Annotated in this window: 20 protein-coding genes; all 20 read left to right on the top strand. The window is 30.3% G+C overall.

All coding sequences use genetic code 11. The features are described 5' to 3' along the window. Positions 1 to 240: 240 nt before the first annotated feature. The 20 genes from FBF15_RS06330 (at position 241) to FBF15_RS06235 (ending at position 20,741) form a co-directional block, all read left to right on the top strand. On the top strand, positions 241 to 1,776 hold the full coding sequence (locus tag FBF15_RS06330; RefSeq protein ID WP_038816630.1) for an ABC transporter substrate-binding protein: 1,536 nt from the start codon (positions 241 to 243) through the stop codon (positions 1,774 to 1,776). Continuing rightward, positions 1,776 to 2,720, top strand: coding sequence for an ABC transporter permease (locus FBF15_RS06325; RefSeq protein ID WP_038816631.1), 945 nt, complete (start codon positions 1,776 to 1,778; stop codon positions 2,718 to 2,720). Before FBF15_RS06330 ends, FBF15_RS06325 begins: the two co-directional genes overlap by 1 nt. Further along, positions 2,707 to 3,501, top strand: coding sequence for an ABC transporter permease (locus FBF15_RS06320; protein ID WP_002858931.1), 795 nt, complete (start codon positions 2,707 to 2,709; stop codon positions 3,499 to 3,501). The genes FBF15_RS06325 and FBF15_RS06320 overlap by 14 nt, the downstream gene beginning before the upstream one ends. Continuing rightward, the gene (locus tag FBF15_RS06315; RefSeq protein ID WP_016818313.1) at positions 3,498 to 4,208 is read left to right on the top strand and encodes an ATP-binding cassette domain-containing protein; all 711 of its coding nucleotides are present in this window, start codon (positions 3,498 to 3,500) and stop codon (positions 4,206 to 4,208) included. The genes FBF15_RS06320 and FBF15_RS06315 overlap by 4 nt, the downstream gene beginning before the upstream one ends. Continuing rightward, positions 4,201 to 4,866 carry an ATP-binding cassette domain-containing protein gene (locus tag FBF15_RS06310; protein WP_002875185.1) on the top strand — a complete coding sequence of 222 codons (666 nt, stop codon included), beginning with the start codon at positions 4,201 to 4,203 and terminating at the stop codon, positions 4,864 to 4,866. Before FBF15_RS06315 ends, FBF15_RS06310 begins: the two co-directional genes overlap by 8 nt. Before the next feature lie 112 nt (positions 4,867 to 4,978). After that, a complete protein-coding gene (locus FBF15_RS06305; RefSeq protein ID WP_002870000.1) occupies positions 4,979 to 5,368 on the top strand; it encodes an NAD(P)H-quinone oxidoreductase subunit 3 in 390 nt (129 codons plus the stop codon). Then, complete coding sequence (locus FBF15_RS06300; protein WP_002777888.1) at positions 5,350 to 5,853, top strand: NADH-quinone oxidoreductase subunit B; 504 nt, start codon at positions 5,350 to 5,352, stop codon at positions 5,851 to 5,853. The genes FBF15_RS06305 and FBF15_RS06300 overlap by 19 nt, the downstream gene beginning before the upstream one ends. Then, positions 5,850 to 6,644, top strand: coding sequence for an NADH-quinone oxidoreductase subunit C (locus FBF15_RS06295; protein ID WP_072224518.1), 795 nt, complete (start codon positions 5,850 to 5,852; stop codon positions 6,642 to 6,644). Before FBF15_RS06300 ends, FBF15_RS06295 begins: the two co-directional genes overlap by 4 nt. Position 6,645: 1 nt before the next feature. Continuing rightward, positions 6,646 to 7,872, top strand: coding sequence for an NADH dehydrogenase (quinone) subunit D (gene nuoD, locus FBF15_RS06290; RefSeq protein WP_002858926.1), 1,227 nt, complete (start codon positions 6,646 to 6,648; stop codon positions 7,870 to 7,872). Next, positions 7,869 to 8,096, top strand: coding sequence for an NADH-ubiquinone oxidoreductase subunit E family protein (locus tag FBF15_RS06285; RefSeq protein WP_002824979.1), 228 nt, complete (start codon positions 7,869 to 7,871; stop codon positions 8,094 to 8,096). The genes nuoD and FBF15_RS06285 overlap by 4 nt, the downstream gene beginning before the upstream one ends. After that, positions 8,093 to 8,785 carry a hypothetical protein gene (locus FBF15_RS06280; RefSeq protein ID WP_002870002.1) on the top strand — a complete coding sequence of 231 codons (693 nt, stop codon included), beginning with the start codon at positions 8,093 to 8,095 and terminating at the stop codon, positions 8,783 to 8,785. The genes FBF15_RS06285 and FBF15_RS06280 overlap by 4 nt, the downstream gene beginning before the upstream one ends. Further along, positions 8,782 to 11,244: an NADH-quinone oxidoreductase subunit G gene (locus FBF15_RS06275; protein WP_002867590.1), complete on the top strand. Its 2,463-nt coding sequence runs from the start codon at positions 8,782 to 8,784 to the stop codon at positions 11,242 to 11,244. The genes FBF15_RS06280 and FBF15_RS06275 overlap by 4 nt, the downstream gene beginning before the upstream one ends. Continuing rightward, positions 11,237 to 12,235 carry an NADH-quinone oxidoreductase subunit NuoH gene (gene nuoH, locus FBF15_RS06270; protein WP_002867591.1) on the top strand — a complete coding sequence of 333 codons (999 nt, stop codon included), beginning with the start codon at positions 11,237 to 11,239 and terminating at the stop codon, positions 12,233 to 12,235. The genes FBF15_RS06275 and nuoH overlap by 8 nt, the downstream gene beginning before the upstream one ends. A gap of 9 nt (positions 12,236 to 12,244) precedes the next feature. Then, positions 12,245 to 12,886: an NADH-quinone oxidoreductase subunit NuoI gene (nuoI, locus tag FBF15_RS06265; RefSeq protein ID WP_002867592.1), complete on the top strand. Its 642-nt coding sequence runs from the start codon at positions 12,245 to 12,247 to the stop codon at positions 12,884 to 12,886. Continuing rightward, the gene (locus FBF15_RS06260; protein ID WP_002867593.1) at positions 12,883 to 13,401 is read left to right on the top strand and encodes an NADH-quinone oxidoreductase subunit J; all 519 of its coding nucleotides are present in this window, start codon (positions 12,883 to 12,885) and stop codon (positions 13,399 to 13,401) included. Before nuoI ends, FBF15_RS06260 begins: the two co-directional genes overlap by 4 nt. Then, positions 13,398 to 13,694 carry an NADH-quinone oxidoreductase subunit NuoK gene (gene nuoK, locus FBF15_RS06255; protein WP_002851490.1) on the top strand — a complete coding sequence of 99 codons (297 nt, stop codon included), beginning with the start codon at positions 13,398 to 13,400 and terminating at the stop codon, positions 13,692 to 13,694. The genes FBF15_RS06260 and nuoK overlap by 4 nt, the downstream gene beginning before the upstream one ends. Position 13,695: 1 nt before the next feature. After that, entirely contained in the window at positions 13,696 to 15,486 is a 1,791-nt protein-coding gene (gene nuoL, locus FBF15_RS06250) for an NADH-quinone oxidoreductase subunit L (protein WP_165434609.1), read from the top strand. Position 15,487: 1 nt separating this feature from the next. Next, a complete protein-coding gene (locus tag FBF15_RS06245; protein ID WP_002896950.1) occupies positions 15,488 to 16,975 on the top strand; it encodes an NADH-quinone oxidoreductase subunit M in 1,488 nt (495 codons plus the stop codon). Continuing rightward, positions 16,965 to 18,353 carry an NADH-quinone oxidoreductase subunit N gene (locus FBF15_RS06240; protein ID WP_002865111.1) on the top strand — a complete coding sequence of 463 codons (1,389 nt, stop codon included), beginning with the start codon at positions 16,965 to 16,967 and terminating at the stop codon, positions 18,351 to 18,353. The genes FBF15_RS06245 and FBF15_RS06240 overlap by 11 nt, the downstream gene beginning before the upstream one ends. A gap of 21 nt (positions 18,354 to 18,374) precedes the next feature. Next, complete coding sequence (locus FBF15_RS06235; RefSeq protein WP_002892155.1) at positions 18,375 to 20,741, top strand: hypothetical protein; 2,367 nt, start codon at positions 18,375 to 18,377, stop codon at positions 20,739 to 20,741. Positions 20,742 to 20,802: the final 61 nt, after the last annotated feature.

Raw genomic sequence — 20,802 nt, 5'->3', positions numbered from 1 at the left:
ATTTTATTCAATTAAAATTAAGACTTTAAAACTCCTAAATATAGGCTTTATAATGAATTTTTCGTTTATGAATTTAACTTCAAAAAATAAAAATTTGAATAATATAATGATAAAAATTTATTAAAATAGTATTTAAATATAAATTTATAACTAAAATATAACTTTATCCCCCGTATAGGCTTGCGAGTTGAGTTTTTTTGTTTTATAATTTTGTGCGTTATTAAAATAAAAAGGTTTTTTATGTTGAGATTTTTAATTTTTGCAATGTTGTTGTTTGTGAATTTAGAAGCAAAAATCCCAAAAGATACACTTATTATAGCAGTTGAAAATGAAATCGCAAGGATAAATCCTGCTTATAGTGAGGATCACGATGCAGTGATTAATCTTGTATTTTCAGGACTTACGCGTTTTGATGAGCATATGAGCTTAAAGCCTGATTTAGCTGCGTCGTGGAATGTTAGCAAGGATGGACTTAGCTATGATATCTTTTTGCGTGAAGATGTTTTGTGGCACGATGGAGTGAAATTTAGTGCCGATGATGTTAAATTCAGTCTTGAAGCTTTTAAAAATCCTAAAAATAATTCTTCTATTTATGTGAATTTTGAAGATATTAAAAGTATAGAAATTTTAAATCCTTATCATCTTAAAATCACGCTTTCTAAACCTTTTCCTGCATTTTTAGATGCTTTAAGTATAGGAATGCTTCCTAAACATTTACTTAGTGATAAAGACTTAAATACTGCTTCTTTTAATCAAAATCCCATAGGCACAGGTCCTTATAAATTTGTAAAATGGAAAAAGGGCGAATATGTAGAGTTTAAAGCTAATGAGAATTTTTATCTTACAAAAGTAAAAACCCCAAGACTTATCATCAAACATATTTTTGATCCTTCGGTTGCAAGCGTAGAGCTTAAAAATGGCAAAATTGATGCGGCTTTGATTGATGTTTCTTTATTGAATATTTTTAAAAAGGATGAAAATTTTAAAATTTTGCGTGAAAGATCTGCTGATTATAGAGCTTTAATGTTTAATTTAGAGAATGAATTTTTAAAAGATATTCAAATAAGAAAGGCTTTAAATTATGCTATTGATAAGCAAAGTATAGTCAAAAATCTTTTGCATGATTATGGTTTTGTAGCCAATCATCCTTTAGAGCGTTCTTGGGCGGATTCTAAAGCTTTTAAAACTTATGAATACAATCCTAAAAAAGCCCAAGATTTGATTTTGGCTTTAGGTTTTAAGAAAAACGATGAGGGTATTTTTGAAAAAGATGGCAAGATTTTAGAATTTGAAATTTGGGCGATGAGTAATGATCCTTTAAGGGTAAGTTTGGCTGGAATTTTGCAAAGCGAATTTAGAAAAATAGGAGTTGTAAGCAAGGTGGTGGCTAAACCTGCTGGAAGTTTTGATTATTCTAAAGTAGATAGTTTTTTAATAGGCTGGGGAAGTCCTTTAGATCCTGATTTTCACACTTTTAGGGTATTTGAAAGTTCGCAAGATAGTGCTTTAAATGATGAGGGTTGGAATTTTGGACATTATCATGATAAAAAAGTGGATATAGCCTTGCAAAAAGCAAGAAACACTTCAAATTTGGAAGAGAGAAAAAAATATTATAAAGATTTTATAGATGCTTTGTATGAAAATCCTCCTTTTATTTTTTTAGCCTATCTTGATTTTGCTTTAGTTTATAATAAAGATTTAAAAGGTATCAAAGCAAGGACTTTAGGTCATCACGGAGTGGGTTTTACTTGGAATGTTTATGAGTGGAGTAAATAGTGCTAAAACGCTTAGTTTTTAGTATTGTCGTAGCATTTTTTAGCACTTTTTTATGTTTTGTTTTACTTCATTTTAGTAAAGGCAGTATAGCTTATGCTAATGGAGTTAATTCACAAAGTAAAGAATTTGTTCAAAGAATAGAACAAAATTTAGGGCTTGATAAGCCTTTGCTAGAGCAGTATAAAATTTGGCTTTTTAAGGCTTTAAAAGGAGATTTAGGAGTTTCTTTTTTAAGTGGAGAAAGTGTTTTAAAGCTTATAAAAGAAAGAATTTTTAATACTTTTATTTTGGGTTTTAGTGCCTTAATGCTTTTATTTTTACTCAGTGTTTTTTTGGCACTTTTGGGATATTATTATAAAGAAAGTTTTATAGATAAAATCATCACTTTTTTAGCTTTTAATTTTTTTGCTTTACCTCCTTTTGTTTTGGCTTTATTGTTTGTTTTGATTTTTGGAATTTTTTGGAAAATTTTGCCTGTTATGGGAAGTAGTGATATAGGCTTTGAAGATGATTTTTTAAATCGTTTAGAGCATTTGATTTTGCCTGTTTTGGTGCTCGTTTTATCACATTTGGCGTTATTTTTAAGGATTGCTAGAAATTTTATCAATGAAAGTTTTTCTCAAATTTTTATTCAAAATTTATACGCTAGAGCTTTAAGGGAGAAAGATATTTATTTTTTAGTTTTGAAATATTCTTTAAGTCCTATTGTGGCTTATTTTGGGGGAAGTGCTTTAAGTTTTATGATGGGAACTTATGTGGTAGAAAGTGTCTTTGCTTACGAGGGGCTTGGGTCTTTACTTTTTAAAAGTATTATTTTTAAAGATTATCCTGTTGTACTTGCACTTATATTTTTTAGCGTTTTGCTTGCAACATTTTTTACATTTTTAAGTGATATTGTAGCTAGGATTTTAAATCCTAGATTAAGAAGGCTTGATTTTGTTTAAATTTCTTATCATTCTTGCGCCTTTAATTTTTTTGTTTTTATGCGCCTTGTTTGCACCTTTTTTGGCTCCTTTTGATATTTTAAGCACTCATTTAGAAAATTTGCATCAAGCTCCTAATTTTACTTATATTTTAGGGACTGATTTTTTAGGCAGAGATTTGTTTTCTCGTTTGCTTTTTGCTTTGAGAAATTCTTTGATTATAGGTGTTGGTGGATCTTTATTGTCTATTATCTTTGCTTTGTGCTATTTGTTTTTAGCGCGATGTTTTTTTTACGTTTTTTGGATGCGTATTTTAGAGTTTTTTTTAGCCTTGCCTGCTTTTTTACTTATGATGTTTTTTCAAAGTATGATAACTTCTGATGTGTTTTTGATGATTTTTTTAATCGCTTTAATTCATTGGTGTTTCATAGCAAGAATTATAGAAAGTGAATTAAAAAGACTTGAAAATTTAGATTTTTACAAAGCAAATATAGTGCTTGGAAGAACTAAATTTAGAGCTTTTTTTAAAGATTTAATACCTGCTTTAAAAACACTGATTTTTACACTTTTTATATTTAATATCGTTCATGCTATAGCCACAGAAGCTACTTTGAGTTTTTTTGGACTGGGTTTAGGATTTGAAATTCCAACTTTAGGTACTCTTTTGAGTGAGTCTTCAAAAGCAGTTTTTATAGGCGCTTGGTGGATGATACTTTTTCCACTTTTAAGCTTGCTTTTGTTGTTTTTACCTCTTTTATGGTTGGGTAATTTTTTACAAAAAATTTGGGGTATAAGATCTTGAAGGTAAGAAATTTAAATATCAGTTTGAAGAATAATTTATTGCTTAAGGATATTAATTTAGATATAAAAACAGGCAAAACTTTAATGATACTAGGACAAAGTGGAGTGGGCAAAAGTTTGTTGGGAAAAGCTTTGGTAAGACTTTTAGATTCTAATTTCACAATAAGTTTTGATGAATTAAGTTTTCATAATTCTTGTATTTTTAATTTTAACAAAGAAGAGCTTAGAAATTTTCGTTCTAAGGTGGCACTTGTTTTGCAAGATGCAGAGCTTAGTCTTTATCCTTATTTGGATATTGGAAATTTATGTCATCTTGTTTTAAAAACTCATACAAAATTAAAACAAAAAGAAAGAAAAGATTACGCTTTTTCTTATTTTCAAAAATTAGGATTTGAAAATCTTGATCGTTTGTGGCATTCTTATGCTAATGAATTAAGTTTGGGTATGGCAAGAAGGGTGAGCCTAGCTTTGGCATTATTAAATCAACCCCAAATTTTAATTTGTGATGAAATCACAGCTTCTTTGGATAAAGAAAACGCTTCTAAGATTATATCGATTTTAAAAGAATTAAAAAATACTACAGCCTTAGTTTGCATCACTCATGATTTAAATTTGGTAAATTCTTTAGCAGATGAAATTCTTATGCTAGAAAAAAATAGTTCAAATTTATATAGCTTAAATGAGTTTTTAAGGTATTATAATGCTTAAAGTTTGTAATTTAAGTAAGTTTTATGAGCTTAAAAAGCATTGGTATTTAAAAAAAGAAAGACATATTATTTTTGATAATATCAATTTTTCTTTAAATGAAAATGACAATTTAATAATTTTAGGTAAAAGTGGTGCAGGTAAAAGCACATTAGCTAGAATTCTTTGTTTTTTAGAAGATCCAAGTGAGGGTGAGGTATGGTATGAAAATCTTAACTTACACAAGCTTGATAAAAACAAACAAAGACTTTTAAGAAAGCAAATTCAGTATTGCTTTCAAGATCAAAAAATGGCTTTAAACCCTTATAAAAAAATCAAAAATCTTATACAAGATGGTTTGGAAAATTTTAATTTACAAAAGAATGATGACTTGATTTTAGAATTTTTTGATTTTTTTAGTCTAAAAAAACAAATTTTAGAACAAAAACCCTATGAGTTAAGCGGAGGAGAAGCCACACGTGTAGGTCTTATCCGTGCTTTGATTTTAAATCCTAAATTGTTGATTTTAGATGAAATTACTTCAGCACTTGATATTAAAACTTCTAAAGAAATTTTAACTTTTTTATATGACTATCAGCAAAAAAATAATATTTCTTATATATTTATAACCCATCAAAGTGATCTTTTTTATAAATTTAATCATAAAAAATTAAAACTTTAAAAAATATTTTTTAATATAAGTTTCAATATAGAAAGTTTAGAGTAAAATAAAGAAAAGTGTAAATTTAATTTTTGTTGTGGAGTGATTAAAGTGCTTTAAAAAAGGAGAATAAATGTCTCATATAGATGCTTCGCATCCTTATTTTGGTATTTTTTTAATGCTAGTACTTGCTAGTGTTATTTTTTTCGGACTGGTTTTTTTAGCTTCAAAAATCGGTAATAATTTTGCCGCAAAAAATCGCAAAAAATTAGGACTTGGAATTTATGAATGTGGTCCTATTCCTGTTAAACAAGCTAACAAGATTAACTCTCAATTTTTCATCATCGCCTTAATCTTCATACTTTTGGATATAGAAGTTGTGTTTTTATTTCCTTGGGCTTTGATTTTTAAAGATTTAGGTTGGTTTGGGCTTTTAGAAGTTTTTATTTTTATCGTACTTTTAGGAGTTGGATTTTTATATGCTTATAAAAAAGGAGCGTTTGCATGGCAGAGCATCAAGTAAATTATGCAAGTGGTTTGCCCGTAGTTTTAACTAGTGTTGATAAACTAGTTCAATGGGGCAGGAGTAATTCTTTATGGGCTTTATCTTATGGACTTGCCTGTTGTGCGATTGAGATGATGGCGGCTGGGGGTTCAAGATATGATTTTGATAGATTTGGAACGATTTTTAGAGCTTCACCACGCCATAGTGAAGTGATGATTATCGCAGGAACTTTATGTAAAAAGCATGCTGAATTTACAAGAAGACTTTACGATCAAATGCCTGATCCTAAATGGGTGATTTCTATGGGAAGTTGTGCCAATACAGGCGGTATGTTTAATACTTATTCTACGGTTCAAGGAGTGGATAGAATTATACCTGTAGATATTTATGTGCCAGGCTGTGCTCCACGCCCCGAAAGTTTTCAGTTTGCTTTGATGATTTTGCAAAAAAAGATCCGCAAAGAAAAAGCAAGTCGTAAAATCGCACCTAAAAGGTTGGTATAATGAGAAAGTATAGCGATAAAAAAAATGCTCAAACTCAAAATTATTACAAAGATAGATTTTATCACGCGCCACACACTGTAAAATCTGATGTTAATGAAAGTGTTTTTAAAGAGGATTTTGAAGTTTTAAAAACTCAAGTAGAAATTTTAAATTCCTTTGTAGAGCTTGATTTTTGGGTAATAGAAATTAAAAAAGAAGACAATGTTAAAACCTTGCAAATGCTTAAAACTTTAGGGTATTTAAGTTTTACAGAGGCAAGTGCTATTGATTTTGTAGCAGATAAAAATGGTTTTGAAGTGTTTTATCAGCTTTTAAATTTAGAAAAAAGATTAAGAGTGAGAATAAAAACTTTTGTAGGCGTAAAAGAGCGTTTGCAAAGCGTGGCTCATATTTTTAAAGGAGCAAATTGGAGTGAGAGAGAAATTTATGATATGTTTGGAATTTTCATCATAAATCATCCCAATTTAAAACGCATTTTAATGCCTGATGATTGGTTTGGACATCCGCTTTTGAAAACTTATCCTTTAAAGGGCGATGAGTTTGCAAGATGGTATGAGATTGATAAAATTTTTGGCAAAGAATACCGCGAAGTAGTGGGCGAAGAACAAAGAGATTCTGGTTTTGCTGATGATAAAGATACGCTAAATTTTGCAAGACTTTATCATGAAGTGCCAAAAGGTGGTCAAAAGAAGGAAATTTCCTTTAAACAAGAATATCAAGAAGATGAAGGCGTGGCTTTTGTAAAAAAAGTAAAACGTGATGAAGCAAAAATTTTAGAGAAAAGGCGTTAAAATGCAAATTCCTAGCAAGTTAAAACCTTATTATGAAAATATAGCTTTTGAGCAAGAAGACTCAAAAATGATTATCAACTTAGGCCCTCAACACCCTTCAGCACACGGAAATTTACGCCTTATTTTAGAACTTGATGGAGAGCAAGTTGTAAAAGCGCGTCCTTGTATAGGTTATATGCATCGTGGTATGGAAAAAATGGCTGAAAATATGATTTATCAAGAGTTTATTCCTACTACTGATAGAATGGATTATATCGCTGCTTCAGCGAATAATTATGCTTATTGTGCAGCGGTTGAAAAGCTTTGTGGTTTAGAGATTCCACGCCGTGCCGCAGTGATACGCATGATACTTTTAGAATTAAACCGTATCACATCACATTTGCTTTGGCTTGCCACTCATGCGCTTGATATTGGTGCGATGAGTGTGTTTTTATACTGCTTTAGAGAACGTGAGTATGTTTTGGATTTGATAGAAAAGTATTGTGGTGCAAGGCTTACGCATTCTTCTATGAGAATAGGTGGGGTTATGCTTGATTTACCTGAGAATTATTTAGAAGAAATGCTTGCATTTTGCGATAAATTTCCAAATGATTTAAAAGATTATGAAGATCTTTTAGATGATAATAGAATTTGGCGTTTAAGAACTGAAAATGTAGGTGTAGTTACTAAAGAACAAGCTTTAAACTGGGGTTGTACGGGTGTGATGCTAAGAGGAAGTGGCATAAAATACGATATACGCAAAGAAGAGCCTTATTTGCTTTATAATGAAGTCGAATTTGGCGTGCCTTATGCTACGCAAGGGGATTCTTATGCAAGATATAAAGTTTATATGCAAGAATTTCGTGAAAGTTTGAAAATCCTTAGACAATGTGCCATGCTTTATAAAGATACTCCACCTGAAATTTTAGCTACGCATCCTGAGTATGTAAGTGCTTCAAAGGAACAAATTTTAACGCAGAATTATTCTTTAATGCAGCATTTTGTTTTAATCACTCAAGGTTTAAAACCCCCTAAAGGCGAAGTTTATGTGCCTACTGAAAGTCCAAAAGGTGAGCTTGGCTTTTTTATCCATAGTGATGGTACAGGAAGACCTTATCGTTTAAAGGCTAGAACGCCTAGTTATTGGCATTGTGCGTTTTTTGAAGAAATGCTTGTAGGTACTTATTTAGCTGATGTTGTAGCCATTATGGGTAATGTAAATATAGTTTTAGGTGAGATAGATCGATGAGAAGGGTAGATTTAAGAAAAAGCAAAGAGCTTTTTGAAGATTTAGCACAAATCATAAAAGAAGCAAAACAAGGTGAGGTTTTAGTGGTGCTTTTTGAAATCGGCGATTTTTCTCCTGTTGAAAAAAGTTTTTCTTTTGTAAAAGAACAAGGCTGTGAGCTTTTAAATTCTTTGAAATTTAATCAAGTCGATTGGACTATTGTTATAAAAAAGGAGAGAGTATGATTTATGATAATGCTCTTTGTTTTTTAGATATGCCAAGCCTTAAAAACAAAAATTTATGTGAAAAAATAGGTGTAAATAGTATTAATATTTCTTGTTTGGAAGATAAAAACTTAAAAGCTAAATTTTACAAATGCGAAATTGCAAGTTTGAGTTTTGTTTTGGCCTTGCTTTGTAAATTAAGCGATGAAGGACAATTTTGCGATTTAGATGAGGGATATTTAAGTGCTGAATCTTGTTTTGGAGAGGAAGAAGCAGGCGAAGTGCTTGCTTTTTTAAAAGAGACTAAGTATTTAATTATAGATAAAAATATCCATTCTTATAAAGATAGTGAAAATATCAAATATTTTTTGAATTTCCTAAGTGTAAAATATGGATTAAAGATTTTAGATAGCGATGAAGAAGAATGCGATTTTAAAAAGGCAAAATTAAACACCCTAAAAGAACTCGATAATTATGACGGGTTAGTGCTTTTTAGAGCAAATTTACAAGATAAAAATTTACATTGTTCAAAGCAATTTTTACAAATTGCAAAATGCAAAGATCAAAGTGAAGTTGAAATTTTGGCTAAAGATTTTAGTCTTAAAACCAAGCTTTGTTTAGATGAAAATTTACAAGGCACTATAGCTTTTTTAAATTATGAAAACAATGGTTTTGATTTTACTCCAATTCGCATAAAGGAAGCAAAATGACAGTTAAGATTAATGGTATAGATTGCGCCTTTGAAGAAGGCGAATATATTTTAAATATAGCAAGAAGAAATGATATTTTTATCCCAGCGATTTGCTATCTTTCGGGCTGTAGTCCTACTTTGGCTTGTCGTATGTGTATGGTTGAAGCTGATGGTAAAAAGGTATATTCTTGCAATACTAAAGCAAAAGAGGGTATGGTTGTAGAAAGTGATTTACAAAATCTTTGGGATGAAAGAAATGAGATCATGCAAGCTTATTGTATCAATCATCCTTTAGAATGTGGAGTTTGCGATAAATCAGGCGAGTGTGAATTGCAAAATTTTACTCATAAAAGTCGTGTAAATGTTCAAAAACATTGGATTAAAGACACGCATAAACCACATAAACATTGGGGAATGATTAATTACGATCCCGCACTTTGCATAGTGTGTGAGCGTTGTATTACAGTTTGTAAGGATAAAATCGGAGAAAGTGCTTTAAAGACTGTTCCTCGTGGCGGAGATAGTGTGGATAATAGCTTTAAAGAGAGCATGGGAAAAGATGCTTATGCGATTTGGACTAAATTTCAAAAAAGTTTGATAGGCCCTACAAATGGCGACGCGCTTGATTGTTCATTTTGTGGAGAATGTACAAGCGTGTGTCCAACAGGAGCTTTGATAGGTTCGAAATTTCAATACACTTCAAATATTTGGGAACTTAAAAGAATCCCTGCTTCAAATCCACATTCAAGCGATTGTGAGTTGATGTATTATGATATTAAGCAAAGTGGTATTAGCAATCAAAAAGAAAAAATTTATCGTGTGAGTAATGATTTTGCCTTTGCAAGTTTAAATAAGGCTGCAAGATTTGCTTTTGATACGCAAAATGAGGCGGATAAAGATGAAAAAGCCTTTAAAGAACTTGTGGAGCTTTTTGAGAAAAATGAAATTAAAAACATTAAATTTAATAGTTTTATTACCAATGAAGAAGCTTTGATTTTACAAAATTTAAAAAAGAAATTTAATCTTTCTTTAATCAATGAAGAAGCTTTGAAATTTAAAGAATTTTTACAAGAATTTATCGCTAATTCTGGTGAGTTTTATAGCGCTAATACTCAAGATATAACAAAAAGTGATTTTTTGGTTGTGGCTGGAATGCTTTTAAGATATGATGCTCCAACGCTTAGTTATAAAATCAATAATGCTTTAGTGATGAATAAAGGCTCAGGGCTTTATTTTCATCCTATGGAAGATATGGGTATAGCAAAATATTCTAAAAATTTTATCCCGCACATTCATAAAAATGGCGATGAAGAGCAAATTTTATATTTTTTACTTCAAAAATTTAGCCAAGATGAAGGTATCAAAACTCATTTAGCAGAGTTTTTTGTTAGTGAAAATAAAGAAATAGAAGAAAGTATCAACGAAGAAGTTGTAGAACAAGTCATAGAAAAAGATGAAGAAGGCAATGAAATTCAAAAAGAAGTAAAAAAAGTCGTACCTAAAAAAGTAAAAAAAATCATAGAAGTACAACGGTCTGTTTTTGCTAAAAATTTAGGCATAGATGAAGATAAATTAGAAGATTTATTGCTTAAAAAAGCAAATTTTACTCTTGTTGTAGGGAGTGATTTTTATTTTCATAAAAATGCGAAAAAACTTGCTAAATTACTTGCTTTGATCCAAAATACTACTCCTTTTAAAGTCTTTTTAAATCCTACGCATACTAATACCTTAGGTGTGGCTATGATTTGTGATTTGGATAACAATACACAAGAAGGCAAGACTTTAGGCTACAATGAAAAAGGTGATTTTAGTTTTTCTTATGAAGAGCATGCAAATTTAGCTAGTGCGAGTTTAAATCAGCAAGAAGGAACTTTTTTAAATTATGATAAAAGAGTGGTACCAACTAATGCTGCTTTAGAATTTAAGGGATATTTTTTAAATGATTTGGCTAATGCTTTAGGTTTTGATGAGGAATATACTATAAATTATACTAAGAGACTCCCTATAAATAAAGGTTTTTCTCCGATTGATTTTGATCATTTAGACAATTTTTATACCAATGCAGGCGATTGTAAAAGGGGATATGAGCTTAATTTAGAATGTTTCAAACAAGTTGCTAAAAAAGAATTCATCTCTCCAAATTTTGAAAATTTAAGCCTAAAAGAAGATGAAATTTTGCTTTATAGTGCTAATCCTAGCTATCAATTTGGTAGATTTTCAAATCGTGCTAGTGCGATTAATGAGGTGATTTTTTTAGGTGTGAGTGAAAATTTAGCTAAAGAGAAAAATTTAAAAGATAAAGATCTTGTAAAACTTAAAATAAAAGATAAAGAATTAAGCCTTAGCGTGCGTGTGGATAAGGATATAAAAAATGGAGCTTTCTTGCCGTATTTTGATGAAAAACTTGATACGCTAAGCTTTTTTGATGAAAGATTTGTTGCGGCAAATTTAGAAAAATTAGGAGCAAGCCATGAGTGATTTTGCTTTTTTTGCTTTAGAGGCTTTAATTAAATGTATTATTATCATTGCAATATTTGCGAGTTTAGCAGGTCTTGCAACTTATGCTGAAAGAAAGGTTTTAGCTTATTTTCAAAGACGCATAGGGCCTGATATGGTAGGGCCTTTTGGGCTTATTCAACTTGTAGCTGATATGATAAAACTTTTTACTAAAGAAGATATAATCCCTTCAAATTCGCAAAAATTTATTTTTGCTATAGCACCTTTGATTTCTGCTATTTGTGCTTTTGTTTCTTTAGCAGCTATTCCTATGCTACCTGAATTTACTTTATTTGGAAAGGTAATTCAGCCTATAGTGGCAGATATCAATGTAGCTTTGCTTTTTGTCATCGGTACTTCAGGACTTTGCTTTTATGCGGTGTTTTTGGGTGGACTTGCAAGTAATAATAAATGGTCGATTTTAGGGGCTGCAAGAGGGCTTGTAGCGATTATTTCCTATGAAAGCGTAGGAGCTTTAGCTTTGATTGCTATTGTAATGCTTGTAGGTTCTTTTTCTTTGGTGGATATTAACAATTATCAAAGCGATGGATTTTTTTCTTGGCTTATTTTTAAACAGCCTTTGGCTTTTGTGCTTTTTATAATTGCTTTATTTATAGAGACTAATAGAACTCCGCTTTGTTTGACGGAAAATGATGCTGAAATTGTAGCGGGTTATGGAACGGAGTATTCGGGTTTAAGATGGGGTATGTTTTTTATAGGTGAATATGCTTCTATGATAGCTGGAGCTATTTTAGTAACTCTTTTGTTTTTAGGGGGTTTTAATAGCTTTTGGATTATTCCTGGTTGGATTATGATGATAGTAAAATCAAGTTTTATTTTCTTTTGGTATTTTTGGGCAAGAGCAGCTTTTCCGCAATTGCGTCCAGATCAAGTGATGAAAATGTGCTATTTGATCTTAATCCCTTTAGCGGTTTTAAACCTTTTAATCACTGCTTTAGCAGTTCTTTTATAGGAGTTTGATATGAAAAATTATTATTTAGTGGATGAGAAAAGAAAAACTCCTGTTAGCACTTGGGAGAAAATTTCACAAGCTTTGCGTAGAAGCGTTAAACTAGAGCTTTTTGTAGGGCTTTTTGTGATGATGAGAGAATTACTTAAGAGAAATAATAGCGCTACGATTAAATATCCTTTTGAAAAGGTAAAACTTGACAATCGTTACCGTGCTGTTCATCGTCTGATGCGTTTTATAGAAAGTGAAAACGAAAGATGTATAGGTTGTGGGCTTTGCGAAAAAATTTGCATTAGCAATTGTATTAGAATGGAAACTTCTTTAGATGAAAATGGGCGTAAAAAAGTAGGAAATTATAGTATTAATTTAGGGCGTTGTATTTATTGTGGTTTTTGTGCTGAGGTTTGCCCTGAACTTGCTATAGTGCATGGCACAGAGTATGAAAATGCGGCCGAGCAAAGATCTTATTTTGGTTATAAGCAAGATTTTTTAACTCCTATTGATAAGCTTAAAAATCAAGTTGAATTTGAAGGAGCAGGAAGTCTTAGAAAGGATGCAAATTTGTGGGTTAAAAAAACGCCAAATTATTACGATGCGATGCTTGAAAGTGCCTTAGAAAATCAAAACACACAAGAGCAAGGAGAAAACAAATGATAGAAAATTTGGCTTTTGTATTTTTTAGTGTAGTGGTTTTAGGTTTTTTTGGCATTGCGGTTTTAAGTAAAAATATGCTTTATTCTCTTTCGGCTTTAGCAGGTGGAATGGTGTTTTTATCGGGATTTTATTTTTTACTTGATGCAGAGTTTTTAGGCGTGATACAAATTATTGTTTATAGTGGAGCTGTACTTGGACTTTATAGTTTTGCGATGATGTTTTTTGATGCTTCTAAAGAATTTAAAGAACAACTTAAAGCTAAAAAAAGTTTTTTTACTTTGGTGGTTTTAAGTGCGATTTTACTTTTGACTATGCTTATAGGTTTTAAATACCAAAATATCAGCACGGATTTGCCTTTAAATGATCCTGCTTTGTTTGATTTTAATAAACAACTGGCTTTAGCGATTTTTTCAAAATATCTTTTGGCTTTTGAGTTTATAGCTATTTTACTTTTGATTGCTTTAGTGTGTGCTATAGTGCTTACTCATAAAGAGCTTACAAAGGAAAAACAATGATAGAAAAGTATTTTTTCGTTGCTATTTTAATGTTTGTCATAGGGCTTGTAGGTATTTTAAAAAGACAAAATCTCATCATGCTTTTTATTTCGAGTGAAATTTTATTAAATAGTGCTAATTTAGCCTTAGTAGCGGCTTCTAAAATGCACAATGATTTAAATGGACAGGTTTTTGCACTTTTTATCATGGGTGTAGCGGCTTGTGAAGTAGCTGTTGGTGTAGCTTTGTGCGTGCTTTGGTATAGAAGAAAAGGCACTTTGGAATTAAAAAGCTTAAAAGAAGTGGAGGCTTAGTATGCAAAATTTGGCTTTGATTTCTCTTTTTAGTCCTTTTGTAGCTTTTTTGTTTGCAAGTTGTTTTGCTTTGAGTGAGAAAAAACAATTCGTAGGGATATTTTGTTCACTTCTAGTAGCTTTGAGTACTTTTTGTTCTTTGTATTTGCTTTTTTGCAATGAAGCTTTTAATGTGAGTTTGTTTGAATGGTTTGCTGGAGTAAATTTTGGTTTTGATATAGATGCTATTTCGCTTACTATGATGAGTATTGTAGGTATTGTAGCCACTTGTGTGCATTTTTATAGTATTTTTTATATGGCTCATGATGAAGGTTTTAATAAATTTTTTGCTTATTTGGGGCTTTTTGTCTTTTCTATGCTTTTTTTAGTCATGAGTGATAATTTTTTAGGACTTTTCGTAGGTTGGGAAGGCGTTGGGCTTTGCTCTTGGTTGCTCATAGGTTTTTGGTATAAAAACGATACTTATTCTTTTGCGGCTAATGAAGCTTTTATTATGAATCGTATTGCGGATTTGGGTATGCTTTTAGGAATTTTTTGGCTTTATTTGCAAGCAGGAACTTTAAAATATGATGAAGTTTTTTCCATGGCACAAAGCCTAGATCACAATGCTTTGATCTTAATCGCAACTTGTTTATTTATAGGGGCTATGGGAAAATCTGCACAATTTCCTTTTCACACTTGGCTTGCTGATGCTATGGCAGGGCCAACTCCTGTTTCTGCATTAATCCATGCAGCAACCATGGTAACAGCGGGGGTTTATTTGGTAATTCGTGCGAGTACGCTTTATGATTTAGTTCCTGAAGTTTCTTATATTATTGCCTTACTCGGAGCTTTTGTAGCGATTTTTGCAGCCTCTATGGCTTTGGTGGTTAGGGATTTAAAACGCATTATTGCTTACTCTACCTTATCGCAACTTGGATATATGTTTGTGGCTGCAGGACTTGGGGCTTATGGTATAGCTTTATTTCACTTAGCTACGCATGCTTTTTTTAAATCTTTACTTTTTTTAGGTGCTGGAAATGTAATGCATGCTATGAATGATAAATTAGACATTAAAAAAATGGGTGGACTTTTTAAACCTTTAAAAATTACAGCTATTTTAATGTGTATAGGATCTTTAGCTTTAGCAGGAATTTATCCTTTTGCAGGATTTTTCTCTAAAGATTTGATTTTGGGATATTCTTTCATTTCTTTTCATCATGGTATTTTTTTAGTGCTCTTAATCGCAGCTTTTTTAACAGCATTTTATAGCTTTAGACTTTTAATGTTGGTATTTTTTACCCCTGCAAGACATGATGAATATCCACATGAAGCAAGTAAAATCGCACTTTTGGCTATGAGTCCTTTGATGGTTTTAGCTATTATTCCAGGATTTTTCGAACATAGTTTTTTTGAATATTTAAGCACAAAATTAGTTTTTATTGATGCGCAAAATCAAATTGTAATGATTTGTGCGAGTGTAGCAGCTATTTTGGGTGCAATTTTGGCTATTTTTGCTTATAAAAATTCTTGGTTTAAAGAAAGTATTGAAGAAAATAAAATTCACAAACTTTTAAGTAATGATTATTTTATTCCTAGGTTTTATCATCAATTTATCGTTTCAAAATATGAAAGTTTATGTGCGATTTTAAAACATTGTGATCTTTATATTTTTGATAGAATAGTTGAAAAAATTGCTTTGTATTCTCAAAATATTTCACAAAAAATGATTATGCCAAACAGCTTAAACCTAATGCTTAGGTTTTTGGTGGCAACTTTTGTGATTTTGTTGATTTTGGTATGGATGGTGTAAAATGCTAAATTATTTGATATTTTTTCCTTTGATTGCTGCTTTTGTGGTTTTGCTTTTAAATCGTGGAGGCGTTAAGGTTTTTAGCGTTGTTGTAAGTTTTATGATTTTGGCTTTAAATTTGGATATTTTTGCGGATTTTTTACAAGGGGCAAGCTTTGATTATAATCTCTCTTTTAAAATTTTGAAATTTTTTAGCCTTCATGTAGGAGTAGACAGTATCGCACTTGTATTGATGCTTTTAAGTTCTTTGATGATATTTTTAAGCTTTTTATTTTTGAAACTAGAACAAAAAGCACTTGTATCTTGTATATTCTTTTTAGAATTTGCTATTATGGGACTTTTTAGCGCAAAAGATGGTTTGTTGTTTTATGTTTTTTGGGAATTTTCTCTTTTGCCTTTGCTTTATATTATGGGAGTTTATGGTAAAGATTTTAGAGCAGGGGTGAAATTTTTTATCTATGCTTTTGCGGGTTCAATTTTAATGCTTGTGGCATTGATTTATCAAGCTTATTTAAATTATCAACTTTTAAACATCTTCACTTTTGACTTAGAAATTTGGAAAAATAATGCCTCGGCAGTAAATTTTACAGAGCAACTTTTACTTTTTGGAGCATTTTTTATCGCTTTTGCTATCAAAGCTCCTTTATTTCCACTTCATACTTGGGCACCTAAGGTTTATGCAAATTCGCCTGTTCTTGTTTCTGTAATGCTTGTAGTTTTTAAAATGGCTCCTTTTGGATTTTTGCTTTTTTGTTTACCGCTTTTTCCAGATGCGAGTGTGTATTTTATGCCTTTAATTGTAGCTTTATGTATAGTGAGTATCGTTTATAATGCTTTAATTGCTTATAGAGCAGAAAATATTAAAGAATTGATCGCTTATAGTTCTATTTCACATCTTGGTGTGATGATTTTGGGAATTTTTTCTTTAAATGCTTTGGGTATTAGTGGTGCAGTTTTTTATATGTTTGCACACGGTATTGTAACAGGAACTTTATTTTTAATGGTTGAACTTTTATACCAAAGATATCATACTTATGATATTTCTTTTTACCATTCTTTGGCCAAAAAAGCACCTTTATTTTCAATTTTCTTTATGTTAATTTTACTCGCAAGCGTTTCTTTGCCTTTAACTGTTTCTTTTGTGGGAGAGTTTTTAATTCTTTTAGGTATAGCAAAGATTAATTTATTTTACGCTTTGTTGGCAGGTTTGGTGATTATTTTGGGAGCGATTTATATGTTCGCAGTATTTAGAAAAATATTTTTCATGCAAAAACAAAGCTTTATAGAGAATTTTTCTTTACGCCTTAGAGAAATAGTGGCACTTGTGTGTATTGTAGTAATGATTTTTGGACTAGGGCTTATGCCAAATATACTTTTAAAGCCGATACAAAAAGATGTGGATAATCTTATAAAAACAATGAATATTAGAGCTGTTGAGCAAAATACTTTAGATTTTTTATCTAAAATAGGAGAGGCAAATGTTAAATAATTTTTTAAATTTAGAACTTTTAAATATAAGCTTATCTTATCCATTTTTATTTTTAATTACAACTGCAATAGTTCTTTTGCTTTGCTCTGGTTTTTGGAAATTTCATCGATCGTTTTATATCGGTATAAGTTCTTTATCTTTAATTGTAAGTGCTTTTTTGATTTTAAATAATGCAAATGCTCAAGGCTTAGAAGCAAAAGCTTTTTTGGCCACTTTAAATAATGATATTGTTTCATTTTATGCTTCTTTGGTAATTTTGTGTTTTTCATTTTTATATCTTTTAATGCAAAAAGAAGAAAATCAAGGTGAATTTTATGCTTTATTTTTATTTATGATTGCATCTTTGCTTTTGATGGTTTCAAGCTCAAATTTAGTACTTATTTTTATAGGACTTGAAAGTTCTTCTTTAGCGCTTTATACTTTAATAGCAACGCGCGGAAGTGATAATGCTATTTCAAGTGCGATAAAATACTTTAGTGTAGCGGCTGTAGGAGCTGGGTTTTTTGTTATGGCTGTAGCTTTTATTTATTTAAAAACAGGAACTTTAGATTTATCTGCTAATTTAGCATTAAAAAATGAGTTTCAAAAAGATCCCATGCTTTTGGGTGCTGGAGTGATGATTTTTGTTCTTTGTGCAATCAAGCTTTCTTTGGCACCTTTTCATTTTTGGCTTAAAGATGTGTATTATGCAGCACATACAAATTTGGTTGCTTTTATTTCAGTTGTGCCAAAAGTTGCCATGTTGGTTGTGGTTATTCGTTTGTTTGATTTTTTAAATAATACAGGTTTTGAATATATCATAATAGTTCTAGCGATTTTTTCTATGCTTATAGGTGCTTTTGCGGCTCTAAGTCAAAACAATATCAAAAAAATGTTTGCTTATAGTTCTGTAGTGCATTCTTCTTTGGTTTTGGTAGCTTGCATTCCTTTATTAAAAGAACAAAATTTTGATGGAATTTTGCTTGCTATTTTTGGATATTGGACTTTATTTGCTTTTGCAAATTATGCTGTATTTATGATTTTAAGCAATTATGAGAATAATTCTTATGAGAGTTTAAATGGGCTTTTGGTTAAAAAACCTTTAATTGCTTTTTGTTTAAGCATTAGTGTGCTTTCTTTAGCAGGTATCCCGCCTTTTGGAGTGTTTTGGGGTAAATTTATGATTTTAAATACAGCAATTTTAAATGGATATTGGTATTTGGCGCTTTTTGTGGCTTTATCTTCTGTTATTATGCTTTATGCGTATTTAAAGATTTTAATTCATGTTTTATTTATGAAAAATGATAGGGTTCATAATATTAAGTTTAGTTTTATACAAAATTTTATTTTAGCTTTTTGTGTTTGTGTAAGCACTTTTGCTATATTGTTAATGTTATAAGAGTTTTGCTATAATTATTTTATGAGAATATTATTTTTAATTTTATTAAGTTTTTTAAATGCTTTTGCTTTTGAGCTTGTTTTAAACACGGGTCGCGAAAATAATCAAGCTTTTGCAGTTTTACATGCGAGTAATGATTTAGAATTTACATGTCAAAAATTTATTACCGAAGCAAAAGTTCATTTTGAATGTGATATTGCAGGTATGGTTGATAATAAATTAAAAGATCAGAGTTTTTCTGCTTTTGATTTAAAATTTATACAAGAAGCTCAAAAAATTAAAATGATCATTTTGCCAAAAATACAAGCAAGAATGTTTGACACTTCTCAAAATATTTATATAGATAAAGAACTCAGTTCATCAAGTTCGCATAAAAGTAAGGCTTTTACTTTTATTTTTACACCAGAACTAGCACCTATTAAAGACTATGATGGACTTGATTTTAATATCAATTTTCCACATGAGAGTTTGCCTTATGTTGGAGCTTTGGATTTAAATTCTGATCCTGTTGTTATTCCTCAAAGTGCAGATATCAATACTTATTTACGCATCAAAAAAGAATACGATAAGGCTAATTACAATCAAGTGGTGATTGATGCACAAAATGCTATCAATAGATATCGTGGCAGTATTTTTACTAGTGAATTTATACTTTATAAATTAAGAGCTCAAAATAAACTTTACACTCAAGATCCAAGTATACGCGATCAGCAAATTTTAGAAAAGATGATTGATGATGCTAAAAATTGGATGCGTACTTTTACAAGTGATAAAAATTTTTCAGAAGTTTTACATATAATGTTAAAAACTTATATCGCTTTAGCTCAGCGTGCTGATGTAGAGTATACAATGTCGATTTTGGATAATGAACAACCTAATAATTATTTTACTCAGTTATCAAAACTTGATTATGCAGATTATATTTATAATTTAAATGAAAAAGAAAAAGCTGTAAATATCTATGAAAATACTTATTTTAATACAAAAAATTTAGATTTAGCTGCAAGAGCAGCTATGAGTTTGGCAAAGAATTTGCTTTTAAATGAGCAAGTAAATAAAGCTATAGAATATATTAATACCATTTTAAAAGCCAATCCTGAATATTTTGGAAAAGATATTCCAAGATCTTTAGAACTTGCTAAATTATTTAATCAAAAAGGACAATTTGATATAAGTGCAAGTATTTATGAAGATGCCTTTGCTAAAATGTCCAAACTTGATCCAAGTTATGAAGAAACTTTAAAAGATTTAGCCTTGGTTTTATCACATGCTAACAGATCTAGTGATGCTAAAAAATACCTTGATTTGTATATGGATGATTATTTAGATGGTAAGTATTTAGATGAAATTAAAAAAGCAAGTGATGAGGTATTCTTTGCTTTAGGTGATAATAATGCAAGCTTTTTGCATCAGCGTTATACAGATTTAATGAAGCAATATGCAAATAAAGATGAGAATATTGCAAATAAAGCTTTAGATGAAGATGTTGCACTTTATTATAAAGAGGGAAATTTTAGTGCCATTTTAGCTTATAAAGATCTTATAGAAAGTAAAAAAATTCCAAATGCTACTCAATTTTTAGAGAAAGCAGCCATTAATGATTTAAAAAATGCCATAAAAGCTGATAATTGTATCAATGCTGCAAATATTTTTATGCGTTTTAGTGCTTATGATATAGGTCAGAAAATTGAGAATAAAAAACAAATGTTAGCTTGTCTTATCAGAACTTCTAATGTTGAACAAGCACTTGATTATATAGATAAAAATTATAATGAAGATTCTATATTTTATGGTCTTCAAAAAGCATCTATTCTTTTTGATAATAAACAATATCCTCAGGTGATCAAAATTTCTAAAGATATAGCTAATTCTAGAATTTTAAAAAGCGATGATGAGAATTTTAAGGCTTATTATTTGCAATTTTTGTCTTTGTTGCGTTTAAATGACTACAATCAAGCTATTAAAATTTTGCAAATTTTAGAAAGTTTTCCAATGAATTTTAGTATGGTAGAAGCCTACGATGCTTTACTTTCTTATGCTAATGATCATAATATGCAAACAACGATTTTAACTTACGCACCTAAGGCCATTGACTATCAAAATTTTAAAGGTATAAATCTTTTTAGTCCTAATTTGGAATTTATGTATCTTGATACTTTGGCTAAAATCAATAAAAATGAAGAAAGTTTAGCTGTTTTAACAGATTTGCTTAAATTAAAACTTTCAGATAAGGATAAGGCAAGAGCTTTATATATCCAAGCTTTAACTTATGAAAGAATGCAAAATATACAAGCTGAAAAAGAAAGTTTAAAACAATGTCTTGAAATCAAAAGTGTTTCAAATTGGCAGAATTTATGTAAGAGTAAAAATCAAATTTTAAATCAATAAGTAAATTTAGAGATAACTAGCTTTTTAGCTAGTTATCTAAGATTAAAACCTTTTCTTCTTA

Source organism: Campylobacter sp. CFSAN093233 (assembly GCF_011068165.1).
In the GTDB taxonomy this organism is placed as follows: Bacteria; Campylobacterota; Campylobacteria; order Campylobacterales; family Campylobacteraceae; genus Campylobacter_D; species Campylobacter_D jejuni.
This window is presented reverse-complemented; position numbering and strand designations above follow the sequence as displayed.